At 34.3% G+C, this 25,764-nt stretch carries 21 protein-coding genes and 5 tRNA genes; all 26 read left to right on the top strand.

Annotated features, from left to right (window positions below):
- Nucleotides 1-5 precede the first annotated feature (5 nt).
- The 26 genes from BTO05_RS12470 to rpoC all read left to right on the top strand — a co-directional run bounded on the left by BTO05_RS12470 (nt 6) and on the right by rpoC (nt 25,716).
- Nucleotides 6-1,238, top strand: coding sequence for an ABC transporter permease (locus tag BTO05_RS12470; RefSeq protein ID WP_087492989.1), 1,233 nt, complete (start codon nt 6-8; stop codon nt 1,236-1,238).
- Between the two features lie 66 nt (nt 1,239-1,304).
- The gene (locus tag BTO05_RS12475) at nt 1,305-2,663 is read left to right on the top strand and encodes a pyridoxal-phosphate dependent enzyme (RefSeq protein ID WP_087492990.1); all 1,359 of its coding nucleotides are present in this window, start codon (nt 1,305-1,307) and stop codon (nt 2,661-2,663) included.
- Nucleotides 2,664-2,722: 59 nt separating this feature from the next.
- Nucleotides 2,723-3,997, top strand: coding sequence for a DUF2851 family protein (locus tag BTO05_RS12480; RefSeq protein WP_087492991.1), 1,275 nt, complete (start codon nt 2,723-2,725; stop codon nt 3,995-3,997).
- A gap of 9 nt (nt 3,998-4,006) precedes the next feature.
- Nucleotides 4,007-4,234 carry a PspC domain-containing protein gene (locus BTO05_RS12485; RefSeq protein WP_087492992.1) on the top strand — a complete coding sequence of 76 codons (228 nt, stop codon included), beginning with the start codon at nt 4,007-4,009 and terminating at the stop codon, nt 4,232-4,234.
- A gap of 3 nt (nt 4,235-4,237) precedes the next feature.
- A complete protein-coding gene (locus BTO05_RS12490; RefSeq protein ID WP_087492993.1) occupies nt 4,238-5,260 on the top strand; it encodes a potassium channel family protein in 1,023 nt (340 codons plus the stop codon).
- 92 nt (nt 5,261-5,352) lie between these two features.
- Nucleotides 5,353-7,143, top strand: coding sequence for an alanine/glycine:cation symporter family protein (locus tag BTO05_RS12495; protein ID WP_087492994.1), 1,791 nt, complete (start codon nt 5,353-5,355; stop codon nt 7,141-7,143).
- Between the two features lie 26 nt (nt 7,144-7,169).
- Nucleotides 7,170-8,039, top strand: coding sequence for a ComEA family DNA-binding protein (locus BTO05_RS12500; protein ID WP_087492995.1), 870 nt, complete (start codon nt 7,170-7,172; stop codon nt 8,037-8,039).
- A gap of 14 nt (nt 8,040-8,053) precedes the next feature.
- Nucleotides 8,054-9,220 (top strand): acyl-CoA dehydrogenase family protein, encoded by a 1,167-nt coding sequence (locus tag BTO05_RS12505; protein ID WP_087492996.1) that lies wholly within the window; start codon nt 8,054-8,056, stop codon nt 9,218-9,220.
- 83 nt (nt 9,221-9,303) lie between these two features.
- Nucleotides 9,304-10,734 carry a carboxypeptidase-like regulatory domain-containing protein gene (locus BTO05_RS12510; protein WP_087492997.1) on the top strand — a complete coding sequence of 477 codons (1,431 nt, stop codon included), beginning with the start codon at nt 9,304-9,306 and terminating at the stop codon, nt 10,732-10,734.
- An 86-nt stretch (nt 10,735-10,820) separates the two neighbouring features.
- Nucleotides 10,821-11,015 (top strand): 30S ribosomal protein S21, encoded by a 195-nt coding sequence (rpsU, locus tag BTO05_RS12515; RefSeq protein WP_087492998.1) that lies wholly within the window; start codon nt 10,821-10,823, stop codon nt 11,013-11,015.
- Nucleotides 11,016-11,130: 115 nt separating this feature from the next.
- Nucleotides 11,131-12,021 (top strand): tyrosine-type recombinase/integrase, encoded by an 891-nt coding sequence (locus BTO05_RS12520; protein ID WP_087492999.1) that lies wholly within the window; start codon nt 11,131-11,133, stop codon nt 12,019-12,021.
- A 14-nt stretch (nt 12,022-12,035) separates the two neighbouring features.
- Complete coding sequence (hpf, locus tag BTO05_RS12525; RefSeq protein ID WP_087493000.1) at nt 12,036-12,338, top strand: ribosome hibernation-promoting factor, HPF/YfiA family; 303 nt, start codon at nt 12,036-12,038, stop codon at nt 12,336-12,338.
- Nucleotides 12,339-12,452: 114 nt separating this feature from the next.
- Nucleotides 12,453-12,526 (top strand) — tRNA-Thr (locus tag BTO05_RS12530).
- An 87-nt stretch (nt 12,527-12,613) separates the two neighbouring features.
- A tRNA-Tyr gene (locus BTO05_RS12535) sits at nt 12,614-12,695 on the top strand.
- 46 nt (nt 12,696-12,741) lie between these two features.
- Nucleotides 12,742-12,814 (top strand) — tRNA-Gly (locus BTO05_RS12540).
- A 71-nt stretch (nt 12,815-12,885) separates the two neighbouring features.
- Nucleotides 12,886-12,957 (top strand) — tRNA-Thr (locus tag BTO05_RS12545).
- Nucleotides 12,958-13,062: 105 nt separating this feature from the next.
- The gene (tuf, locus tag BTO05_RS12550; protein WP_087493001.1) at nt 13,063-14,250 is read left to right on the top strand and encodes an elongation factor Tu; all 1,188 of its coding nucleotides are present in this window, start codon (nt 13,063-13,065) and stop codon (nt 14,248-14,250) included.
- Nucleotides 14,251-14,310: 60 nt separating this feature from the next.
- Nucleotides 14,311-14,383 (top strand) — tRNA-Trp (locus tag BTO05_RS12555).
- A gap of 59 nt (nt 14,384-14,442) precedes the next feature.
- Nucleotides 14,443-14,640 (top strand): preprotein translocase subunit SecE, encoded by a 198-nt coding sequence (gene secE, locus BTO05_RS12560; protein WP_087493002.1) that lies wholly within the window; start codon nt 14,443-14,445, stop codon nt 14,638-14,640.
- 19 nt (nt 14,641-14,659) lie between these two features.
- On the top strand, nt 14,660-15,217 hold the full coding sequence (gene nusG, locus BTO05_RS12565) for a transcription termination/antitermination protein NusG (RefSeq protein ID WP_087493003.1): 558 nt from the start codon (nt 14,660-14,662) through the stop codon (nt 15,215-15,217).
- A gap of 71 nt (nt 15,218-15,288) precedes the next feature.
- The gene (gene rplK, locus BTO05_RS12570; protein ID WP_087493004.1) at nt 15,289-15,729 is read left to right on the top strand and encodes a 50S ribosomal protein L11; all 441 of its coding nucleotides are present in this window, start codon (nt 15,289-15,291) and stop codon (nt 15,727-15,729) included.
- A 10-nt stretch (nt 15,730-15,739) separates the two neighbouring features.
- Nucleotides 15,740-16,429 (top strand): 50S ribosomal protein L1, encoded by a 690-nt coding sequence (rplA, locus tag BTO05_RS12575; protein ID WP_087493005.1) that lies wholly within the window; start codon nt 15,740-15,742, stop codon nt 16,427-16,429.
- Between the two features lie 19 nt (nt 16,430-16,448).
- A complete protein-coding gene (gene rplJ / locus BTO05_RS12580; protein ID WP_087493006.1) occupies nt 16,449-16,970 on the top strand; it encodes a 50S ribosomal protein L10 in 522 nt (173 codons plus the stop codon).
- A 58-nt stretch (nt 16,971-17,028) separates the two neighbouring features.
- Nucleotides 17,029-17,406 carry a 50S ribosomal protein L7/L12 gene (rplL, locus tag BTO05_RS12585; RefSeq protein WP_087493007.1) on the top strand — a complete coding sequence of 126 codons (378 nt, stop codon included), beginning with the start codon at nt 17,029-17,031 and terminating at the stop codon, nt 17,404-17,406.
- Nucleotides 17,407-17,539: 133 nt separating this feature from the next.
- Nucleotides 17,540-21,352: a DNA-directed RNA polymerase subunit beta gene (rpoB, locus tag BTO05_RS12590; RefSeq protein WP_087493008.1), complete on the top strand. Its 3,813-nt coding sequence runs from the start codon at nt 17,540-17,542 to the stop codon at nt 21,350-21,352.
- Between the two features lie 62 nt (nt 21,353-21,414).
- Nucleotides 21,415-25,716 carry a DNA-directed RNA polymerase subunit beta' gene (gene rpoC / locus BTO05_RS12595; protein ID WP_087493009.1) on the top strand — a complete coding sequence of 1,434 codons (4,302 nt, stop codon included), beginning with the start codon at nt 21,415-21,417 and terminating at the stop codon, nt 25,714-25,716.
- Nucleotides 25,717-25,764: the final 48 nt, after the last annotated feature.

Here is a 25,764-nt window from a genome sequence, read left to right on the forward strand (position 1 = left end):
TTATTTTGAATTTCGAACTCTTTATAGCCAAACGCATAATTGGCAGTAAAACGTATAAAAGTAGTGTTTCGGCACCAATAATTAAAATTGGTATTGCTGCTATTGCTATTGGCATCATAGTAATGCTTATTGCTATTGCAACAGGTCTAGGGTTACAACAAAAAATCAGAGATAAAGTTGTGGCGTTTAACGGTCATATAATTATCGATAATTATGATACCAATGCGTCGGACGAGTCTCAAGTGCCCTTAAGTTTAGACCAAGATTTCTACCCGGATTTTAAAACTGTTGAAGGCGTAACCCATATTCAAGGTACTGCAAATAAATTCACCATTATAAGAACAAAAACTGATTTTGAAGGTGTTTTTATTAAAGGTGTTGGTAAAGATTACAGGTGGAATTATTTTGAAGAATTTCTTACTGATGGACGCTTACCAGATTTTACTGGAAAACTGAATAACGAAATTTTAATTTCAAAATATCTTGCTAATCGATTAGGATTTAAAGTTGGTGATACATTTCAATCTTTATTTGGAGAAGATTTAAACCGTCCGCCAAGAATACGGAATTTTGAAGTCGTAGGTATTTATAATTCAGGTTTTCAGGAATTGGATGAAAAATTCTGCATTGCCGATATTAGACATATACAGCGTCTTAATAAGTGGGAAGAAAATGAAGTTGGTGCTTTTGAGGTTTTTATTGATGATTTTTCTAAAATTGAAGAAAAAGGAGAAGCTGTTTACCGTGAAGTACCTTCGTTAATGAAGTCAACAACTGTTACCAGAAAGTATAATACCGTTTTTGATTGGATTAAGATTTTTGATAGTAATACCTATGGGATAATTGCAATTATGATTTTGGTTGCAGGTATTAATATGATTACTGCGTTACTAGTCTTAATTTTAGAGCGCACACAAATGATTGGCATTCTTAAAGCTTTGGGTACCGCTAATTGGTCTGTTCGAAAAGTGTTTTTATACAATGCCTCATATTTAGTCGGTTTAGGATTGTTTTGGGGAAATATTATAGGATTAGGATTGTTGTTTGCTCAGAAATATTTCAAGCTCTTTCCTTTAAATCCAGACACCTATTATGTTAGTGAAGCGCCAGTATATATTAGCCTAGACTACATTCTTATACTTAATGTAGGTACTTTTGTAGTATGCTTATTGATGCTTCTTATACCTTCAATCATTATTTCAAAAATTTCGCCAGTAAAAGCAATACGCTTCGACTAAAACATAATAGTCTTTTAACTTTTGCTTTTTAACTTTTAGAGTAACTTTGCAACGCAAAATAATATTATGGACTACGCAGAAAATATTTTAGGAACTATTGGTAATACGCCAATGGTAAAAATGAACAAATTAGTTGAAGATTTACCATGTTTAGTATTGGCTAAATACGAAACTTTTAATCCAGGAAATTCTGTAAAAGATAGAATGGCACTTCAAATGATTGAGGATGCCGAAGCAGATGGAAGATTAAAACCAGGCGGAACTATTATTGAAGGTACTTCGGGTAATACAGGTATGGGATTAGCTTTGGCTGCGATTATAAAGGGTTACAAATGTGTTTTTGTATTAAGTGATAAGCAGTCTAAAGAGAAAATGGATATTTTGCGTGCTGTTGGTGCAGAGGTTGTGGTTTGTCCAACAGATGTAGAGCCAACTGACCCAAGAAGTTATTATTCAGTTTCAAAACGTTTAGCCGAAGAAACTCCAAATTCTTGGTATGTTAATCAGTACGATAATCCAAGTAATTGTAAAGCACATTTTCAAAGTACAGGTCCAGAAATTTGGGAACAAACCGACGGAAAAGTTACTCACTTTGTCGTAGGTGTTGGAACTGGTGGTACAATTTCTGGTGTAGGAAGTTATTTAAAAATGAAAAATCCAAATGTAAAAGTTTGGGGAATTGACACTTATGGTTCTGTGTTTAAAAAATACCATGAAACAGGTGTTTTTGACGAAAATGAAATTTACTCATACATCACCGAAGGTATTGGAGAAGATATATTACCAGCCAATGTAAACTTTGACGTTATTGATGGTTTTACAAAAGTAACTGATAAAGACGCAGCAGTTTATACACAAAAATTAGCCAAAGAAGAAGGCATGTTTCTTGGTAACTCTGCAGGTGCAGCTATCAAAGGTGTTTTACAATTAAAAGAACATTTTGGACCTGATGATGTTGTTGTGGTATTATATCATGACCACGGTAGTCGTTATGTTGGTAAAATGTTTAATGACGATTGGATGCGCGAACGCGGTTTTATAGAAGATGAAGTTACAGTGGCTTCAGACTTAATAAAAGATCACTCAGATAAACCTTTAGTTACGGTAAAAACAGAAGAGTTGGTGTCGCATGCTATTGAGCGAATGAAAACTTTTAAAATTTCGCAAATACCAGTAGAAGATATTACAGGTTTTGTTGGTGCTGTTGATGAGACTGATTTGTTTAGACGTTATGTCGAAGACAAAAACATATCTGACCTACCAATCAAAGAGGTAATGAGTAAACCTTATCCAGTGGTTAAGATGAACACCAAGATTGAAGAAATCTCCAAGCTTATTAATAAAGAAAACAATGCAGTTTTAGTTGATTTAGAAAACGGGAAATATCATATTATTACCAAGCACGATATTATTAGTGCATTGTAATTTTAAAATAGAATTAAATAAAAATCCTGAGCATTGCTCGGGATTTTTTATTTTAGAGCATGCAAGAAGACTTTCTTCATTTTGTTTGGAAACATAAACGGTTTGATACTTCAAATTTGAAGTCAATAAATGGTGAATCAATTTCTATAATTAATCTTGGACAGCATAATTTTAATGCAGGTCCAGATTTTTTTAATTCGCAATTAGTAATTAACAGTCAAAAATGGGCTGGTAATGTAGAGATACACATAAAATCTAGCGATTGGTATGTGCATAATCACGAAACTGATACCAATTATGATAATGTAATTCTGCATGTCGTTTGGGAACATGACACCGATATTTTCAGGAAAGACAATACTGAAATTCCAACTCTAGAGCTTAAAAATTATATCGATAAAGGTTTACTGAATAATTATAAAAAACTCATGCAATCAAAAGCTTGGATTAATTGCGAAAGTGATTTCCCTAAAGTAGATGAATTTAGTTTTAATAATTGGCTAGAGCGATTATATATTGAGCGTTTAGAACGAAAATCTGAAGACATATATCAACTTCTTGAAACTTCAAAAAACGATTGGGAAGCTGTACTTTTTAAAATGCTTTGCAAAAACTTTGGTTTGAAAGTGAATGGCGAATCATTTTTGAGTTTATCCAATTCGGTAGATTTTTCAGTAGTAAGAAAAGTAAAACATAATATTAAAGATTTAGAAGCCTTACTTTTTGGTCAGGCTGAATTACTAAAAGATGATATACAAGATATATATTATATCGAACTACAGAAACGCTATCAATTTTTAAAGCAAAAGTTTCAATTGAATAATCAAGGTGTTTTGCCATTACAGTTTTTTAGGTTGCGACCACCAAATTTTCCAACGATACGCTTATCTCAACTAGCAGCTCTTTTTAATAGAGAGCAAAGCTTATTTTCAAAAATAATTGAATTAAATGCTACTGAAGACTTTTATAATTTATTTGAAGTTGAAACGACTGAATTCTGGAAAACACATTATACATTTTCAAAAACTTCAAAATCTGTAAAAAAGAAATTGACAAAATCATTTATAGATTTATTGTTAATCAATACGATTCTGCCTATAAAATTCGGCTATTTAAAATCTTTAGGAAAGTCATCAGAAGAAGAGATTTTTGAACTCATAAAATCTATAAAAATTGAAAAGAATAGTATTGTAGATAAATTTTTAAGCCTAAAAGCAATTGGTAAATCGGCAATGACTTCTCAAGGATTAATTCAGCTTAAAACCGAATATTGTGATAAAAATAAATGTTTACAATGTGCAATTGGTAGCCAATTAATCTCAAAAAATCAATAACTTGCAGTTATGAAATTGTTCTACAGTTTGTTATTGTATTTTCAAAAGCGTGGCTATTATGTTTGCCAGCGTATCGCAGATCGTATGGGTATCCGAGCAAAAGTGGTACGCACAACTTTTATTTATCTCACTTTTGTAACAGTAGGATTTGGCTTTGCGGTTTATTTGTTTTTAGCATTTTGGATACGTATAAAAGATATTATTTACACAAAAAGAAGTTCGGTTTTTGATCTATAATTTATGTTGAATCCAATATTAAATCTCTTTAAATCCAAAATTTACACAGCACTATCTTTACTTTTAGTAGTCATGTGTATTGGTGTTTTAGGCTACCGATTTATATCAGATTATAGTTGGGTAGACTCAGTTTATATGACTGTTATTACTATTACAACAGTTGGTTTTGCTGAAGTAAATCCTCTAGATACGCCTTCAAAAATTTTCACTATTTTTCTGATTCTAGCTAGTGTTGTTATTGTAGGTTATGCAATCTCTATTATCACCGAATTTATTCTAAGTAAAAATAATTTTGAAGACCTAAAACAGCGAAAGATGCAAAATAAAATAGACAAGCTAACCAACCATATTATTATTTGTGGTTATGGAAGAAATGGAAAACAAGCAGCAAAGAAGCTATTGTCTTACAAAAGACCTTTTGTTATTATAGAGCAGGATAAAGACTTGGTCGAAAAGTTTCAAAGTGACGAGATTCCTTTTGTTCACGGAAATGCAAATGAAGACGAAACACTAATAAAAGCTGGTGTAAAAAATGCTAGTACTTTAATTTCTGCTTTGCCAGACGATGCCGATAATTTATTTGTTGTTTTATCAGCAAGACAAATAAATAGTAATATGTGTATCATAAGCCGCGCATCGCAAGAAACATCATATGATAAACTAAAGCTTGCTGGAGCAAATAATGTAATTCTTCCAGACCGTATTGGTGGTGACCATATGGCGTCTTTAGTTGTTGTGCCAGATTTAATAGAGTTTATTGATAATTTATCGATTGTTGGTAGTAAGAATATTAATATTGAAGAAATCGAAGTTGAAAAACTCTACAACACAAATAAAATTAAAACTATCAGAGATTTAGATTTACGAAAAAAAACAGGTTGTACGGTTATAGGTTTTAAAGATCTCGAAGGCGAATATATTGTAAATCCTGAAGCAGATATAAAACTAATTTCAGGTTCAAAAATAATTGTCTTAGGACAACCAGAGCAAATTGAAAAATTAAATTCTGAATACAACATCGATTAGCAATTAATCCTTTTTAACGCTCCAAGCTTTAAAAACTCATTTTTTTTTAGCATCTTGTCAGCTACTTTAATAAACTAACTAATACTGTACTCATGAAGAAATCTCTTCTACTAATTTTTACAATTCTATTACCATTATTTAATTTTTCGCAAGACTTATCTGTTACACAGAAAGTTACTGATGACTCTGATGAGCTTAATACAGCAAAAATTGTTATTGATGTGCAAGGTGGTCAAGCACCGTACCAATATTTTTGGTCTGAAAAATCTGTAGATACTAAGACTAGTGTTATTAACGGAGCAACAGAAGGAAAAGAATATTCAGTTAAGGTTGTAGATGCTAACGGAAAAGAGAAAGAGTTAACGTTTGAAGTTCCAACTAATTCTGTGCCTGAGAGTATGAGTGCAGCTTTTGCACCAGTTGTAGGGTTTATGGATACATATTTCTTTTTTGACCCTTTTCACGCAATTGGTTTATATGACAACAGAGTTAAGGATGAAAACGGAGTGGTTTTAAAAAATCCAAACGGAACCGATAGAACTATAAAAGTACCTTTTATGGTAATTTGGTTAATTCTTGGAGCGCTTTTTTTTACACTGCGTTTTAGATTTATAAACTTTAGAGGAATTAAGCACTCTCTTGATTTGGTTAGAGGTAAATACGATGATCCAGAAGCTATAGGTGAAGTTACTCACTTCCAGGCATTAGCTACTGCTGTATCAGGTACAGTAGGTTTAGGTAATATTGCTGGTGTTGCTGTCGCAGTAGCTACTGGTGGTCCTGGGGCAACATTTTGGTTAATATTAGCAGGTCTTTTAGGTATGTCCTCAAAATTTGTAGAGTGTACACTAGGTGTAAAATATAGAACCTTAGAAGAAGATGGTACCATTTCAGGTGGACCAATGGAATATCTGAAAAAAGGTTTTGCTGAGCGTGGATTTAAAGGTGTAGGTAAAGGTTTATCATTCGTTTATGCTGTCATTATTATGCTAGCAGCATTTGCTGCAGGTTCAATGTTTCAAGCTAATCAAGCTACGGCACAATTATCGAGTGTTTTAGGAGTTGGAGGTATTGCCAAAACATTTATTGGTATTGGTATTGCCGTTATAGTTGGTATTGTAATTATTGGTGGATTAAAAGGTATTGCTAAGGTAACAGAAAAAGTAGTGCCATCTATGGCAGCTCTATACATTTTAATGTGTGTAATTGTTATTGGTGCCAACATCACTGAAGTTGGAAGTGCATTCAGTTTAATTATTGATGGGGCTTTCAATCCACAAGCTATTTATGGTGGTTTCTTAGGTGTATTAGTATTAGGTTTTCAGCGCGCAGCGTTTAGTAATGAAGCTGGTTTAGGTTCTGCATCAATTGCCCATTCGGCAGCAAAAACTAAGCACCCAGTTTCTGAGGGTTTTGTAGCATTATTAGAGCCATTTATTGATACGGTTGTGGTTTGTACATTAACTGCTTTAGTATTAATATTCACTGGTACTTACCAAGGTGAAGAAGCAACTGGTTCTGCTTTAACTGCAGTTGCTTTCGGTAAGGTTATTCCTGGAGCAAGTATATTCTTAACAATAGCAATTTTCTTATTTGCATTTTCAACAATACTAACGTGGTCATACTACGGCGTGCAAGCTGCACAAAGTATTTTTGGAGAAACTAAATTGGTAACAAACATATTTAAAATAGTTTTCCTATTAACGGTTGTTCTTGGAGCATCAATTGGTTTAGGAGCAGTAATTGATTTTGCAGATATGATGTTCTTAACACTTGCAATACCAAATCTTATTGGATTGTATATGATGAGTGGAAGCGTCGCAAAAGACTTAAAAGCATATATGGCCAAAGTAAAGTCTGGCGAAATAGCTAAAACAAAATAATGATTTTATAAATAATCATTAATAATATGAAATCTCACTTTAAGTTTTCCAAACAAAAACGGAGTGGGATTTTTTTATTGGTTTTATTTATTATAATTGTGCAATGCACTTACTTTTTTGTTGATTTTTCTTCTGAGGACATTGTAAAACCAAATGAAGATGAACTAAAGCATTATAGAGCCGAAGTTGATTCTCTACGAGAAATTGCATTACAACAAAAAGCACCTAAAATATTTCCCTTTAATCCAAATTACATTACCGACTATAAAGGCTACACTTTGGGGATGTCAAACGAAGAAATTGACAGATTGCATAAATTTAGAGCTACAAACAAATGGGTCAATTCTGTAAATGATTTTCAGAATATTACAAAGGTTTCAGACTCATTGCTGGCAGAGATTTCTCCGTATTTTAAATTTCCTAACTGGGTTACTAATCAAAAATCTAAATCACATAATAGTTCATATTCCACTTCAAATAAACCAAAGACTAATGCTCAAAAAATAGACTTAAATATAGCTACTGCATCTCAGCTTCAAAAGGTTTATGGCATAGGAGAAGGTTTTTCAAATAAAATTATAGAGTATAGAAACAAATATCAGGGTTTTATAAGTACCGATGAACTTTCTCAAATTTGGGGATTAAAACCAGAAGTTATCAAGCGAGTAAAAGAGCAGTTCATTGTTAAAACACCTCGACAGGTCACTAAGTTTAATCTTAATAAAGCTACACGAGATGAATTAGTTACAATTCCTCATATTGACTACGAAATTGCAAATAATATTATTGAAGAAAGAATAATTAGAGAAGGTTTTAAAAACATTGATGATTTAACAAAAGTTGAACAGTTTCCAATAAAAAAGCTACAGATTATTAAGTTATATTTGCAACTGTAAAAAAAGCGAAACAAATGTCAAAGTTATATTTCACCGAAGAGCACAGTTTATTTAGAGAAAGTTTAAGAGATTTTCTTCAAAAAGAAGTCGTTCCACATATTGATAAATGGGAAGAAACAGGTAAAATTGAGCGTTTTATTTGGAAGAAGTTTGGAGACATGGGTTACTTCGGTTTGGCAACTCCTGAAGCTTATGGAGGACTAGATTTAGACCTTTTTTATACCGTCATATTGTTAGAAGAAATGCAGCGTATAAACTCAGGAGGTTTTGCTGCTGCTATTTGGGCACATGCTTATCTAGCGATGACCCATTTAAATAAAGAAGGAAATCACGAACAGAAAGAAAAATATTTGACGCCAAGTGCATTGGGTGATGCTATAGGCTGCCTTTGTATAACAGAACCTTTTGGAGGTAGTGATGTAGCAGGAATGCGAACTACGGCAGTTAAAAAGGAAGATACTTATATAATTAATGGTTCAAAAACATTTATTACTAACGGAGTATACAGTGATTACTTAGTGGTTGCTGCAAAAACAAACCCCGATTTAGGAAATAAAGGAATTAGCATATTTGTTATGGATAGAGATACCCCAGGTATTTCTACTACTAAATTAGACAAGTTAGGTTGGAGAGCATCAGACACCGGAGAAATTGCTTTTGATAACGTGGTAATTCCAGCAGAAAATTTAATGGGAGAGGAAAATCAAGGTTTTCCTTACATAATGCAACACTTTGCTTTAGAACGTCTAATTATGGGGGTTAATGCGCATGCTCGCGCCGAATATGCTTTAGAGTATGCCAAACAATATATGTCAGAGCGAACGGCATTTGGTAGAACAATAAATAAGTTTCAAGCTTTAAGACATACCTTTGCAGATTGTGAAACACAGATGGAAATTTGTAAACAATTTAACTATTACGTTGCAAGATGTTTAGATAATGGAGACTATATGGTTAAAGAAGCTACGATGTCTAAGTTGCAATCCACTAAAATGGCTGACGATGTTATTTATCAGTGCCTTCAATTTTTAGGTGGTTATGGTTATATGGAAGAGTATCCACTGGCTCGTATGGCAAGAGATAGTCGTTTAGGCCCGATTGGAGGCGGGACCTCTGAAATTTTAAGAGAAATTATCGCTAAAATGGTAATCGATAACAAAGATTATAAACCAGCGACATAAAATAATTTGATTAGTTTTGAAGTTTATATAATGCGGAATGGTATTTGCCATGATGTAATTATAAAACACCAAATCAACTTATAATGTATTATAATCACTTCAAACTAGTTTTTACTTTAGCTTTATTTTTGACATCTTTTTTCGTCTTTTCGCAAGTCGAACTTAAGGGGAAAGTAATTGACTCAGCTTATGTCTTACCAGTTGAGAATGCAAGTATTTACATAAAAAATACAACGATAGGAACTATTAGTAATTCTGATGGTAGATTTGTTTTGTTAGTGCCTTCAGAGCATCAAAACGATACTTTAGTAGTTTCTTCAATAGGTTTCAAGAGCTTTAAAGTATTGGTAAACGAATATGATGGTTCAAAAGATATTTTTCTTGAAGAAGATATTGCATCATTAGATGAGATTGTTATTGTTGCTGATCCAAGACCAACAACAGGAAACGGAATTGTTCTTAAGGCTCTAGAAAATCTATCCGAAAACTTACCCGATTCAGCATATCTTCAAAAAGGTTTTTTGCGTCATAAGGAGCGAAATAGTCTAGAATTTAAGTGGCTTATAGAAAGTGCAATTACGGTCTATGATTCTGGATACGGTTCAAAAAGCACAGAACATCTAAAGGTTAATGTAGATGAGATGCGTAAAAGTTATGACCTCAGAGACGTGGATAGTATATTTTCATATGTGTCATACCGAAATAGAAATACAAAGCGAAATAAATTAAAAGCTCAAGATATTAGAAGAAGTGATGTTTCTAAAGAACAATTAGTAAAATCGATTAAGTGGAATGATACTCGAGTAAATGGGCTTCAAAATTTATTTCAAGGGAAACTAAATTTGTTAAGAAATGCTCAAGACACAAAAGCACTTTTTGGAAACGATATTTTGAAGACACATCAATTTAAAATGGATACACTTCTTGTTGATGATGGTCGAAAAATTTACAAAATTAAAATAGACGAAAGTACAGATTTTGTTGGATTAGGAACTAAGGGTATATATAACGAAGGCTATAAAGCTCAAGGTTGGCTTTATATATATTATGATAATTACGCTATAAAGAAAGTAGAATATGAATTGGTAGCTTCATCCGATGCTCAGAAAAGTAGGAGTAAACGATTATTTGGCACACAAACTAATCACAAACTTGTTATCAATTATATAGAGTATAATGATAAGATGTATCCCAATTATATTTATTATGAAACACCAAAACTTGTAAATGTTGGATTAAAAACCAATAAAAGAGTTTCTCAAAAAGAAATTGATAGATATAATAGAGAGGAGCGATATTATTCTACAGTACAAGAAATTTTATTTTCTGAAATTATTTTGGATAAAGAAATTGTTCAGTATGAGTTAAATAGTAAAACATGGAATATGGATATCTTCTTATCAAAACCATATAACAAGGAATTCTGGAAAAATTATAACGTACTTTTAGAAAGTGAAGAGGACGAGCAATTAATAGATGACCTTTCGCAGAGAGCCTCTTTATTCAAGGACTAATTTTAAAAATGTAGAACTGTTTTTATAAAGCTGAATTACTTCCTATATTTGCGCCGCAAAATCTAAAAGAGAGGAGGTTAAGACCTATGTTAAAAATTCAGATAAACTCAGGAGAAAATATAGAGAGAGCATTAAAACGCTATAAACAAAAGTTCAATAGAACAGGCGTTAGACGAGAGCTTCAAACAAGAAAGCAATATGCCAAGCCTTCAATTGTTCGCAGAACAGAAATGCAAAAGGCAGAATATGTTCAAAGTTTGAAAGATTCTGAACAGATTTAAAATAAAAGAAACTAAAGAGATTAAAATCCCGTTACTATATTAGTAAACGGGATTTTTTACTTCTAGCTTTTATCATAATCAAATAAAAGCTATTTTTAATTTTACATTTAAATATATGTCGTTAAATAAATTTTCAGATTATTTATTATTAGAAAAGAAGTATTCGGTTCATACGGCTACAGCTTATATAAAAGATCTTGAAAGTTTTCAACGCTTTTTGGATACAGATTATAATATAGAAGTAATCGATTCTACAGGCTATAATGTCATTAGACAATGGATAGTCAGTTTAGTCAATTCAGGTATAACTAACAGAAGTATTAACCGAAAAGTATCATCTTTAAATTCATATTACAAGTTTTTAATAAAAACTGGTAATCTAGAAATCAATCCATTAAAAAGTCATAAAGCATTAAAAATTGAAAAGAAAATTCAAGTTCCATTTTCTCAAAAAGAGTTAAGTGATGTACTAGCGGATTTTAACCATGTAACTGACTTCAAAAGAGCAAGAAATAAACTAATTGTTGAATTGTTTTACGCCACAGGAATTAGACGTATAGAGTTAATAGAGATAAAAATTAATGACGTTGATGTTAATAATAAAACATTGAAGGTCTTAGGAAAACGTAATAAGGAGCGATACATACCTTTAATACCATCGGTTATTCAAACAATAAATGTCTACAAGGAGTATAGAACAGATTTAGAAGAAATAAAGGATAAAAATCACTTACTTTTAACCAATAAAGGTTTTAAAATTTATGAGACACTTGTTTATAGAATAATAAATAAGTATTTTAGTAAAGCATCTTCAAAGCTAAAATGTAGTCCGCATGTGCTTAGGCATTCTTTTGCAACACATTTACTAAATGAAGGTGCAGATATTAATGCAGTAAAAGAATTACTCGGACATTCAAGTCTGGCGGCAACACAAATATACACACATAATAGTATAGCAGAATTAAAAAAAGTTCACGCCAAATCTCATCCGAGAAATAATAACTAAAACCAAACTAGCTTATGAATGTAAACACGCAATCCATCAATTTTGTAGCAGACGTTAAATTAAAGGATTTCATCCAGAGACGTTTTGAAAAGTTAAATCTTTATTATGATAAGATTATTCAGGCAGATGTATATTTAAAAGTTGAAAATACTAGTGATAAGGAAAATAAAGTATTTGAGGCAAAACTAAGTGTACCCGGTGACACCTTTGTAGTAAAAAAACACAGCAAGTCATTTGAAGAAGGAGCAGATTTAGTTGCATCGTCATTGATGAGACGATTAAAAAAAAGAAAAGAAAAATTAAGGTCACATTCTTGATGAAAATTTTTTCAAAAATATTTTGAAAGAAAAAATAAAACATTACATTTGCAGTCCGTTAGAAATAGCGGGCTTTTTTATGTCAAAAATTTGACTAAAAAAAGCAGTAAAAAAGCCGATGTAGCTCAGCTGGCTAGAGCAGCTGATTTGTAATCAGCAGGTCGTGGGTTCGAGTCCCTCCATCGGCTCTTTTTTATTAAAAGAAAATAGTTCTTTATAAAGAATGAAATGTCAATAAAAAAAGCTGTATTTTTGCAGACTCAAAATTGATTATTGGGGAGATACTCAAGCGGCCAACGAGGACAGACTGTAACTCTGTTGTTTTTAACTTCGCAGGTTCGAATCCTGCTCTCCCCACAAAATTGAAATATTGATACCATTAATTAGAAATTCTAATTAAAAAGCGAGAGTAGCTCAGTTGGTAGAGCGTCAGCCTTCCAAGCTGAATGTCGCCGGTTCGAACCCGGTCTCTCGCTCTAAATTTACTGGTTACGATTTACGCTTTGAAAAAATGTGTATATCAAAAGTCGGCAGTCATAAGTGATAAGCCGGTGTAGCTCAGGGGTAGAGCGTTTCCTTGGTAAGGAAGAGGTCACGAGTTCAAATCTCGTCATTGGCTCTAAATTAAAATCGAAGTCATCATGTAAAGAGCATGAATAGTGACTTCATTTGTAGTAGAATTAAATTGAACACTAATAATAATTAAGATTAAAATAAATTAAACATGGCAAAGGCAACTTTCGATCGTTCAAAACCACACCTTAATATAGGTACAATTGGACACGTAGATCACGGTAAAACAACTTTAACTGCTGCTATTACTAAAGTATTAGCTGATGCAGGTTTATCTGAAGCAAAAGACTTCGATCAAATTGATAACGCTCCTGAGGAAAAGGAAAGAGGTATCACAATTAACACATCTCACGTTGAGTACGCAACAGCAAACCGTCATTACGCACACGTTGACTGTCCAGGTCACGCCGATTACGTAAAGAACATGGTAACTGGTGCTGCACAAATGGATGGTGCTATCTTAGTAGTAGCTGCAACTGACGGTCCAATGCCACAAACTCGTGAGCACATCTTACTAGGACGTCAGGTAGGTATTCCTCGTATCGTTGTATTCATGAACAAAGTGGATATGGTTGATGATGAAGAGTTACTAGAATTAGTAGAGATGGAAATCAGAGATTTATTATCTTTCTATGAATATGATGGAGATAACGGACCTGTAATTGCTGGTTCTGCTCTAGGTGCACTTAACGGTGAGCAAAAGTGGGTTGATACAGTAATGGAATTAATGGAAGCTGTTGATAACTGGATTGAAGAGCCAACTCGTGAAGTTGATAAGGACTTCTTAATGCCAATTGAAGATGTATTCTCAATTACTGGTCGTGGAACTGTAGCAACAGGTCGTATCGAAACTGGTATTGCTAACACTGGTGATCCTGTTGAGATTATTGGTATGGGTGCTGAGAAGTTAACTTCTACAATCACAGGTATCGAGATGTTCCGACAGATATTAGATAGAGGTGAAGCTGGTGATAACGCTGGTATCTTATTAAGAGGTATTGAGAAAACTCAAATCTCTAGAGGTATGGTAATTACTAAGCCTGGATCTGTAACACCACATGCTAAATTCAAAGCTGAGGTTTATATCCTTAAGAAAGAAGAAGGTGGACGTCACACACCATTCCATAACAACTACCGTCCACAGTTCTACGTTCGTACAACTGACGTAACTGGAAACATTGCGCTTCCTGATGGAGTTGAAATGGTAATGCCTGGAGATAACTTAACAATTACTGTTGAGCTTATTCAGCCAATCGCACTTAACATTGGATTACGTTTCGCAATACGTGAAGGTGGTCGTACAGTAGGTGCAGGTCAGGTAACTGAAATTTTAGACTAATAATAAGACTAAATATACATTAAGGTGTCCCGTTTTTTCGGGATACCTTGATTTATGTTTACGGGTTTAGCTCAGTTGGTAGAGCACTGGTCTCCAAAACCAGGTGTCGGGAGTTCGAGTCTCTCAACCCGTGCAAGCTAAGTATAGTAAGACAAAATCAATAGATTTGGTCTCAAAAAATATAGAAATCAAATGGCAGGAATAGCAACATACGTTAAAGAATCGTTCGAAGAGCTTAAAAATAATGTGACATGGACACCTTGGTCAGAAGCACAAAGGTTAACTATTGTAGTAGCGGTTTTTTCCATATTGTTTTCTTTAGCGATTTGGGGAGTCGACACAGTATTCAGTAGAGTTATTAAAGCCTATTTTGGTCTAATAGCAAATTAAACAACCATTAATCAATTATATGTCTGAAAAAAGCGGAAATAAAAAGTGGTATGTTGTTAGGGCTGTAAGTGGTCAAGAAAACAAAATCAAGACTTATATAGAAAATGAAATTTCTAGATTAGGTTTAGGTGATTTTGTTGACCAAGTTTTAGTACCGACTGAAAAAGTAATACAGATTCGTAACGGAAAGAAAATAAATAAAGAACGTACTTATTTTCCTGGTTACATTATGATACAAGCTAATCTCTCTGGGGAAGTCCCACATATCATAAAATCAATCACTAATGTAATTGGTTTTTTGGGTGAAACAAAAGGAGGAGAGCCGGTGCCATTAAGACAGTCAGAAGTAAACCGTATGTTAGGGAAAGTTGACGAATTAGCTTTAGAAGCTGATGCGAATGTTGCAATACCTTTCACAATCGGAGAAACTGTAAAAGTTATCGACGGTCCATTTAATGGATTTGATGGTACGATTGAAAAGATTAATGAAGAGAAGCGTAAGCTTGAAGTAATGGTGAAGATTTTTGGAAGAAAAACACCATTAGAGTTAAGCTATATGCAAGTAGAAAAAGTATAATAATTGTTACATTATATAGCGATTGTTTTTAGGCTTCCAATTTAAAAACAACGCACAATTTTAAATTTAAAATGGCAAAAGAACTAGACAAAGTAGTTAAATTACAAGTTCGGGGAGGTGCAGCGAATCCATCGCCACCGGTTGGACCCGCTTTAGGTGCCGCTGGAGTTAATATCATGGAGTTCTGTAAGCAGTTTAATGCTAGAACTCAAGATAAACCAGGTAAAGTTTTACCTGTGGTAATCTCTGTTTACAAAGACAAATCATTTGAATTTGTAATCAAGACTCCACCAGCAGCAGTACAATTATTAGAAGCGGCCAAAGTAAAGAAGGGATCTGGAGAACCAAACCGACGTAAAGTAGCAAAAGTAACTTGGGATCAAGTTAAGACTATTGCAGAAGACAAGATGGTAGATTTAAACGCATTCACGATTGAATCAGCTATGAAAATGGTAGCTGGTACAGCGAGATCGATGGGAATCACTGTTAAAGGAGGAGACGCTCCAAATTAAAATTTTTGAAATGGCAAGATTAACAAAAAAGCAAAAAGAAGCTAGAGCTAAAGTTGATAAGAACAAACTTTACTCAGTAGAAGAAGCTTCAGCTTTACTAAAAGAAATCACATACACAAAATTTGATGCCTCAGTAGATTTAGCCGTAAGATTAGGCGTAGATCCGCGTAAAGCAAATCAAATGGTACGTGGTGTAGTTTCATTACCACACGGTACAGGTAAAGACATGAAGGTTCTTGCATTAGTTACACCAGACAAAGAAGACGAAGCTAAAGCAGCTGGCGCCGATTATGTAGGGTTAGACGAGTACTTACAAAAAATTAAAGATGGTTGGACAGATGTAGACGTTATCGTTACTATGCCAAGTATTATGGGTAAGTTAGGACCATTAGGTAGAGTATTAGGACCAAGAGGTCTTATGCCTAACCCTAAGACAGGTACAGTAACTATGGATGTAGCTAAAGCAGTTACAGAAGTAAAAGCTGGTAAAATAGACTTTAAAGTAGACAAAACAGGTATCGTTCACGCTCCAATAGGTAAAGCATCATTTAGTGCAGATAAACTAGTTGGTAACGCAAATGAATTACTTACAACTTTAATGAAGTTAAAACCAACTGCATCAAAAGGTGTATATGTGAAGAGCATTTTTATGTCAAGCACAATGAGCCCAAGTATTGCAATTGATACAAAAATAGGATAGTAGTTAAACTTAGAATATTATGACAAGAGAAGAAAAATCCCTAGTAATTGAAGAGTTAACTGCGCAATTGGCTGATAATACAAATATCTACTTAACAGATATCTCTGGATTAAATGCCGTTGACACTTCAAACCTACGTCGTGCTTGTTTTAAAGCAGATGTTAGGCTAGCAGTTGTAAAGAATACATTATTAGAAAAGGCAATGGAAGCTTCAGACAAAGAGTTTGGAGATTTACCAACGACCTTAAAAGGTAACACCTCTGTAATGTACTCTGAAACTGGTAACGGACCTGCAAAAGTAATCAAAGCTTTTCGTAAGAAATCAGAAAAACCTTTATTAAAAGGTGCTTTCATCGAAGAGTCTATTTACATAGGAGACGACCAATTAGATGCCTTAGTAGAAATCAAATCAAGAGAAGAATTACTTGGTGAGGTTATTGGATTATTACAATCTCCTGCTAAGAATGTTATTTCAGCACTTAAATCAAGTGGTGGAGCATTAGCAGGTATCTTAAAAACATTATCTGAAAAAGAAGGATAATAAACGCTTACGCACTTAAAAATTAAAATAAAAACACACACATTAAAACGATAGAAAAATGGCAGATTTAAAAGATTTCGCAGAACAATTAGTTAATTTAACTGTAAAAGAGGTTAATGAATTAGCTGATATTTTAAAAGACGAATACGGTATCGAACCAGCAGCAGCAGCAGTAGCAGTAGCAGCAGGTGGCGGAGCAGCAGGTGGAGACGCCGCTGAAGAAAAAACTGAATTTGATGTAGTCCTTAAGGCAGCAGGTGGTTCTAAACTAGCAGTTGTAAAATTAGTTAAAGAATTAACTGGTTTAGGATTAAAAGAAGCAAAAGGTTTAGTTGATGACGCACCAAGCGCAATTAAAGAAGGCGTTTCTAAAGATGAGGCTGAAGGATTAAAAGCATCATTAGAAGAAGCTGGAGCTGAGGTTGAGCTTAAGTAAGCTCGGTTAATACCTACAATACAAGGTTTAGGTTTATCCCGCAAAAATTGCGGGATAATGCCTAGACCATTTTGTGTATATAAATAGTATGTACACTACATTACATTATTTTTAATCAAAAACGCGTTCATCGATGTTAGCAAAAAAAGCTGAAAGATTAAATTTCTCCTCGATTGTAAACAGAACTGAGTATCCAGATTTTCTGGACATTCAGATAAAATCCTTCCAGGATTTTTTCCAATTAGAGACAAAATCTGATCAAAGAGGTACAGAAGGTTTATACAACACCTTCATGGAAAACTTTCCAATTACCGACACAAGAAATCAATTCGTATTAGAATTCTTGGACTATTTTATAGACCCACCAAGATATTCAATCGAAGAATGTATAGAAAGAGGACTAACATACAGTGTGCCATTAAAAGCACGTTTGAAATTGTACTGTACAGATCCTGAACACGAGGACTTCGAGACTATTGTTCAAGATGTATACTTAGGAACAATTCCTTACATGACACCAAGCGGTACATTTTGTATTAATGGAGCAGAACGAGTTGTTGTGTCTCAATTGCATAGATCACCTGGTGTATTTTTTAGCCAGTCTTTCCATGCCAATGGTACTAAATTATATTCTGCAAGAGTAATTCCTTTTAAAGGATCTTGGATAGAATTTGCAACTGACATCAATCAAGTGATGTACGCATACATTGACAGAAAGAAAAAGCTTCCTGTTACAACATTATTTAGAGCCATCGGTTTTGAACGTGATAAAGATATCTTAGAGATATTTGATCTTGCCGAAGAAGTAAAGGTTTCTAAATCTGGATTAAAGAAAGTTATTGGTCGCAAACTTGCTGCACGTGTACTTAATACATGGCACGAGGATTTCGTAGATGAAGATACTGGAGAAGTAGTTTCTATCGAGCGTAACGAAATTGTATTAGATCGTGATACAATCATAGACAAAGAAAATATAGAGGAAATCCTTGAAGCTGGAGTAAAAACTATTCTTTTACATAAAGAAAGTGGTCAGCAAGGAGATTATGCTATTATCCATAATACATTACAAAAAGATCCAACAAATTCTGAAAAAGAAGCTGTTGAGCATATCTATCGTCAATTACGTAATGCTGAGCCGCCAGATGAGGAAACAGCACGTGGTATTATTGACAAATTATTCTTTTCTGACCAACGTTACTCTTTAGGTGAAGTAGGTCGTTACAGAATGAACAAAAAACTACAGTTAGATATCGGTATGGATAAGCAAGTGCTTACAAAAATAGATATTATAACGATTATTAAATATTTAATAGAGCTTATCAACTCTAAAGCAGAGATTGATGATATCGATCACTTATCTAACCGTCGTGTACGTACAGTAGGTGAGCAGTTATCATCTCAGTTTGGTGTTGGTTTAGCACGTATGGCGCGTACCATTCGTGAGCGAATGAATGTTCGCGACAACGAGGTGTTTACACCGATTGATTTAATTAACGCTAAGACATTGTCTTCAGTTATTAATTCATTCTTTGGTACAAATCAATTGTCTCAGTTTATGGATCAAACCAATCCATTAGCAGAGATTACACACAAACGTCGTCTATCGGCTTTAGGACCTGGAGGTTTATCTAGAGAAAGAGCTGGTTTCGAGGTACGTGATGTTCACTATACTCACTACGGGCGTTTATGTCCTATTGAAACACCAGAAGGACCAAATATTGGACTTATCTCTTCTTTATCAGTATATGCAAAAGTGAACTCTATGGGATTCATCGAAACACCATACCGTAAAGTAGAAAAAGGTGTTGTAGATATTAAAAATGCACCAACATATCTAAGTGCCGAAGAGGAAGAAGATATGTTAATTGCACAAGCAACTATTGAAGTTGATGGTAAAGGAAAAATACTTCCAGAGAAAATTATTTCTCGTCAAGAAGGTGATTTCCCAGTAATTGAACCATCAAACGTAAATTACACAGATGTTGCTCCTAACCAAATTGCATCGATTTCTGCATCGTTAATTCCATTCTTGGAGCATGATGATGCCAACCGTGCATTAATGGGGTCTAACATGATGCGTCAGGCCGTACCATTATTACGTCCTGAAGCACCAATTGTTGGTACAGGTTTAGAGCGTCAGGTAGCTTCAGATTCTAGAGTATTAATTAACGCTGAAGGCGCTGGTACTGTAGAATATGTAGATGCAGAAAAAATAACAATTAAGTACGAGCGCACAAAAGAAGAAGGAATGGTAAGCTTCGATAGTGATACCAAAACTTATCCTCTAGTAAAGTTCAGAAAAACAAACCAAGGTACGTCTATAAACTTAAAGCCTATTGTTCAGAAAGGTGATAAAGTTGCAAAAGGACAAGTGCTTTGTGAAGGTTATGCAACTCAAAAAGGAGAACTTGCTCTTGGTCGTAATATGAAAGTGGCCTTCATGCCATGGAAAGGTTACAACTTTGAGGATGCGATTGTAATTTCTGAAAAAGTAGTTCGAGAAGATGTATTTACATCTATTCATATCGATGAGTATTCTTTAGAGGTAAGAGATACAAAATTAGGTAACGAAGAGTTAACCAATGATATTCCTAACGTATCTGAAGAAGCTACAAAAGATTTGGATGAAAATGGTATGATTCGCGTTGGTGCAGAAATCAAACCAGGAGATATATTAATTGGAAAAATTACGCCAAAAGGTGAGTCAGACCCAACTCCAGAAGAAAAACTTTTACGTGCTATCTTCGGCGATAAAGCAGGGGATGTAAAAGATGCTTCTTTAAAAGCTTCACCATCATTAAACGGTGTTGTTATTAACAAGAAGTTATTTGCAAGAGCAATAAAAGATAAGCGTAAAAGAGCACAAGACAAAGAGGATATCGAAAAGCTAGAAGATGCTTACGATAACCGTTTTGATGATCTTAAAAACGTATTAGTTGAGAAGTTATTTGCTATCGTAAATGGTAAAACAGCGCAAGGTATTTATAACGATTTAGGAGAAGAAATTATACCTAAAGGAAAGAAGTATACCTTAAAGATGTTAAATGCTGTTGATGATTATGCTCACTTAACTTCAGGAAGATGGACAACTGATGACGCTACAAATGAAATGGTAGCAGATTTAATCCATAACTATAAGATTAAGGAAAATGACCTGCAAGGATCATTACGTCGCGAGAAATTTACAATTTCTGTGGGTGACGAATTGCCAGCCGGTATTATCAAATTAGCTAAGGTTTACATTGCTAAAAAGCGTAAACTAAAAGTTGGTGATAAGATGGCAGGTCGTCACGGTAACAAAGGTATTGTTGCTCGTATTGTTCGTCAAGAAGATATGCCATTCTTAGAAGATGGAACTCCAGTAGATATTGTATTAAATCCACTAGGTGTACCATCTCGTATGAATATCGGTCAGATTTATGAAACAGTTCTTGGATGGGCAGGTCAAAAATTAGGAAGAACTTATGCGACACCTATTTTTGATGGAGCTACTTTAGAGCAAATCAACGGATTTACAGATGAAGCTGGTGTACCACGTTTTGGTCATACTCACTTATATGATGGAGGAACAGGTGATCGTTTTGATCAAGCTGCTACCGTTGGCGTTATTTATATGATTAAGTTAGGTCACATGATTGACGATAAGATGCATGCACGTTCTATCGGACCATACTCATTAATTACACAACAACCATTAGGTGGTAAAGCACAGTTTGGTGGTCAGCGTTTTGGAGAGATGGAAGTTTGGGCACTTGAAGCTTACGGAGCATCAAGTACATTACGTGAAATCTTAACTGTAAAATCAGATGATGTAATTGGTAGAGCTAAAACTTACGAAGCAATCGTAAAAGGTGAACCAATGCCAGAACCAGGACTACCTGAATCTTTCAACGTACTTATGCACGAATTGAAAGGACTAGGATTAGATATTAGATTAGAAGAGTAAAACTTAGGTACATAATTTCAGTCTTTTTTATCTGAAATTATGTGCTGAATACCATAAATAAAATGGCAAGAAGACAAGATAAGAATACAGTACAGAAATTCAATAAAATTTCTATTGGTTTAGCATCACCTGAGTCTGTTTTAGCAGCATCTCGTGGTGAGGTATTAAAGCCAGAAACTATTAATTATCGAACACACAAACCTGAACGTGACGGTTTGTTTTGCGAGCGTATTTTTGGTCCTGTGAAGGATTTTGAATGTGCTTGTGGTAAATATAAAAGAATACGCTATAAAGGTATCGTTTGTGACCGTTGTGGTGTAGAAGTAACAGAAAAGAAAGTACGTAGAGATAGAGTAGGACACATAAACTTAGTTGTGCCAGTAGCTCATATTTGGTACTTCCGTTCGTTACCAAATAAAATAGGATATTTATTAGGTTTACCTTCTAAGAAATTAGACATGATTATTTACTACGAGAGATATGTAGTAATACAGCCAGGTATAGCTATGAATGCTGAAGGAGAACCATTGCAAAAGATGGATTTCTTAACTGAGGAAGAGTACCTAAATATTTTAGAATCTATTCCACAGGAGAATCAGTATTTAGATGATACAGATCCTAATAAATTTATCGCTAAAATGGGTGCAGAATGTTTAATAGACATTTTAGCACGTATAGATTTAGACCAGTTATCTTATGACTTACGTCATAAGGCAAATAACGAAACGTCTAAACAGCGTAAAACAGAGGCTTTAAAGCGTCTTCAAGTTGTTGAGGCTTTTAGAGATTCTAACTTAAATAGAGAAAACAGACCTGAGTGGATGATTATGAAGGCTGTTCCTGTAATTCCACCAGAATTAAGACCTTTAGTGCCTTTAGATGGTGGTCGTTTTGCGACATCAGATTTAAATGATTTATACCGTCGAGTAATTATCCGTAACAATCGTCTTAAAAGATTGGTTGAGATAAAAGCACCTGAAGTGATTTTACGTAACGAGAAGCGTATGCTTCAAGAATCCGTAGATTCTTTATTCGATAATACACGTAAGTCATCTGCAGTAAAAACAGATTCTAACAGACCATTAAAGTCTTTATCAGATTCTCTTAAAGGTAAGCAAGGACGTTTCCGTCAAAACTTACTAGGTAAGCGTGTTGATTATTCTGCACGTTCTGTAATTGTTGTTGGACCAGAATTAAAATTATTTGAATGTGGATTACCAAAGAACATGGCAGCAGAGCTATACAAACCTTTTATTATTAGAAAATTAATTGAAAGAGGAATTGTAAAGACTGTAAAATCTGCAAAGAAAATTATAGATAGAAAAGAGCCAGTAGTTTGGGATATCTTAGAGAATGTTCTTAAAGGACATCCAGTATTACTAAACCGAGCGCCTACGCTTCACCGTTTAGGTATCCAAGCATTTCAGCCAAAGCTTATCGAAGGAAAAGCAATTCAGTTACACCCATTAGTGTGTACTGCATTTAATGCCGATTTCGATGGTGATCAGATGGCTGTTCATTTACCATTAGGACCAGAGGCAATATTAGAAGCGCAATTATTAATGCTAGCGTCTCATAATATTCTTAACCCTGCAAATGGTGCGCCAGTTACTGTACCCTCTCAGGATATGGTACTTGGGTTATATTACATGACTAAGTTAAGAAAGTCAACGAAAGAAGTGCCAATTAAAGGTGAAGGTTTAACTTTCTATTCTCCAGAAGAAGTAACAATTGCTTACAATGAGAAGAAGGTAGACTTGAATGCTGGGATTAAGGTTCGAACTATTGACTTTAATGAAGAAGGAGAATTAACAAAGCAAATTATAGAAACCACTGTTGGACGTGTACTTTTCAATGAAAAAGTACCTGAAGCAGCTGGATATATCAACGAAGTATTAACTAAGAAGTCTTTAAGAGATATCATTCATGGCATCTTGAAGAAGACGAGTGTGCCAGAAACAGCTGCATTCCTTGATGAAATTAAAACACAAGGGTATAAGTTTGCATTCCAAGGTGGATTATCATTCTCTTTGGGAGATATAATTATTCCGCAGGAAAAGCATACTATGATTGCTGCTGCTAACAAGCAAGTAGATGGTATTATGGGTAACTATAATATGGGTCTTATTACCAATAACGAACGTTATAACCAAGTTATTGATATTTGGACATCTACAAATGCCGAATTAACAGAGTTATCTATGAAGCGTATTCGTGAGGATCAGCAAGGATTTAACTCGGTATTTATGATGCTAGACTCTGGAGCTCGTGGATCTAAAGAACAGATTCGTCAGTTAACTGGTATGCGTGGATTAATGGCAAAGCCTAAAAAATCTACTTCAGGCGGTGGTTCAATTATTGAGAATCCGATTCTTTCAAACTTTAAAGAAGGACTTTCAATTTTAGAATACTTTATTTCAACACACGGTGCACGTAAAGGTCTTGCCGATACCGCACTTAAAACTGCCGATGCTGGTTATTTAACTCGTCGTTTAGTAGATGTATCTCAAGACGTAATTGTATATCAAGAAGATTGTGGTACGTTAAGAGGAATCGAAGTTTCTGCATTGAAGAAGAATGAAGAAGTTGTCGAGAAACTTGAAGCTAGAATCGTTGGTCGTACATCTGTAAATGATGTTTATAACCCTTTAACTGAAGAATTATTAGTTGAAGCTGGAGCTCATATTGATGATGTTATTGCTAAAAGAATTGGTGATTCTCCTGTAGAATCAATCGAAGTACGTTCACCATTAACATGTGAGGCCAAAAAAGGTATCTGTGTTAAGTGTTACGGTCGTAATCTAGCAACTGGTAAAATGGTTCAACGTGGTGAAGCTGTTGGTGTAGTTGCTGCACAATCTATTGGTGAGCCAGGTACCCAGTTAACATTACGTACATTCCACGTAGGTGGTATTGCGGGTAACATTTCTGAAGAGAATAAGTTAATAGCTAAGTTTGCTGGTGTTGCAGAAATAGAAGATTTAAAAACTGTAAAATCTAAGGATAATGAAGGTAATGAAGTAGATGTTGTTATATCTCGTACTTCTGAACTTAAGTTGACTGATGCAAAAACAGGTATTGTTTTAAGTACAAATAATATTCCTTACGGTTCTCATATTTATGTTAAGCCGGGAGCGAAGATTAAAAAGGATACAGTAGTTTGTCAATGGGATCCGTATAACGGTGTAATTATTTCAGAATTTGCTGGTAAAGTGAAGTATGAAAATATCGAACAAGGTGTAACTTATCAAGTTGAAATTGATGAACAAACAGGTTTCCAAGAGAAAGTAATTTCTGAATCTAGAAACAAAAAGTTAATTCCAACATTACTGATAGAAGATAAGAAAGGTGAAACAATCCGTTCTTACAATTTACCAGTAGGTGCACACATTATGATTGACGATGGTGAGAAAATTGAAATTGGTAAGATTTTGGTTAAGATACCTCGTAAATCTGCTAAAGCTGGTGATATTACAGGAGGTCTTCCTCGTGTAACTGAGTTATTTGAAGCGCGTAACCCATCTAATCCAGCTGTAGTAACAGAGATTGATGGTGTTGTGTCATTCGGTAAGATAAAGCGTGGTAATCGTGAGATTATCATCGAGTCTAAGTTAGGTGAGGTTAAAAAATACTTAGTTAAATTATCTAGTCAGATTCTTGTACAAGAGAACGATTATGTAAAAGCTGGTATGCCGTTATCTGATGGTTCAATTACACCAAACGATATATTAAACATAAAAGGCCCATCAGCAGTACAACAGTACTTAGTTAATGAGGTACAAGAAGTTTATCGTTTACAAGGTGTAAAGATTAATGATAAGCATTTCGAAGTTGTTGTAAGACAGATGATGCGTAAGGTAAGAATCATAGATTCTGGTGATACTATTTTCTTAGAAAATCAATTAGTTCATAAATCAGATTTCATCGAAGAAAATGATAAAATTTTCGGCATGAAAGTGATAGAAGAAGCTGGAGATTCTGAGAATTTAAAATCAGGACAGATTGTTACAACACGTCAGTTAAGAGATGAAAACTCTATACTAAGAAGAGAAGATAAGGCTTTAGTTACTGCTCGTGATGCGAGTCCAGCAACGGCTACTCCAATCTTACAGGGTATAACAAGAGCATCTTTGCAGACTAAGTCATTTATTTCTGCAGCATCATTCCAAGAAACAACTAAAGTTCTTAACGAAGCCGCTGTTAATGGTAAGGTAGATACTTTAGAAGGTCTTAAAGAAAATGTAATTGTAGGTCACAGAATTCCTGCCGGAACAGGTGTTAGAGATTACGAAAATATTATCGTAGGTTCTAAATCGGAATTTGATGAAATGATGAAGCAAAAAGAGGAAATGAATTACAACTAGTTTGTACTCAATCTCGCGAAGGCGAGAGTATAAATTTAAAGCCTTCAT

Source organism: Winogradskyella sp. PC-19 (assembly GCF_002163855.1).
Classification (GTDB): Bacteria; Bacteroidota; Bacteroidia; order Flavobacteriales; family Flavobacteriaceae; genus Winogradskyella.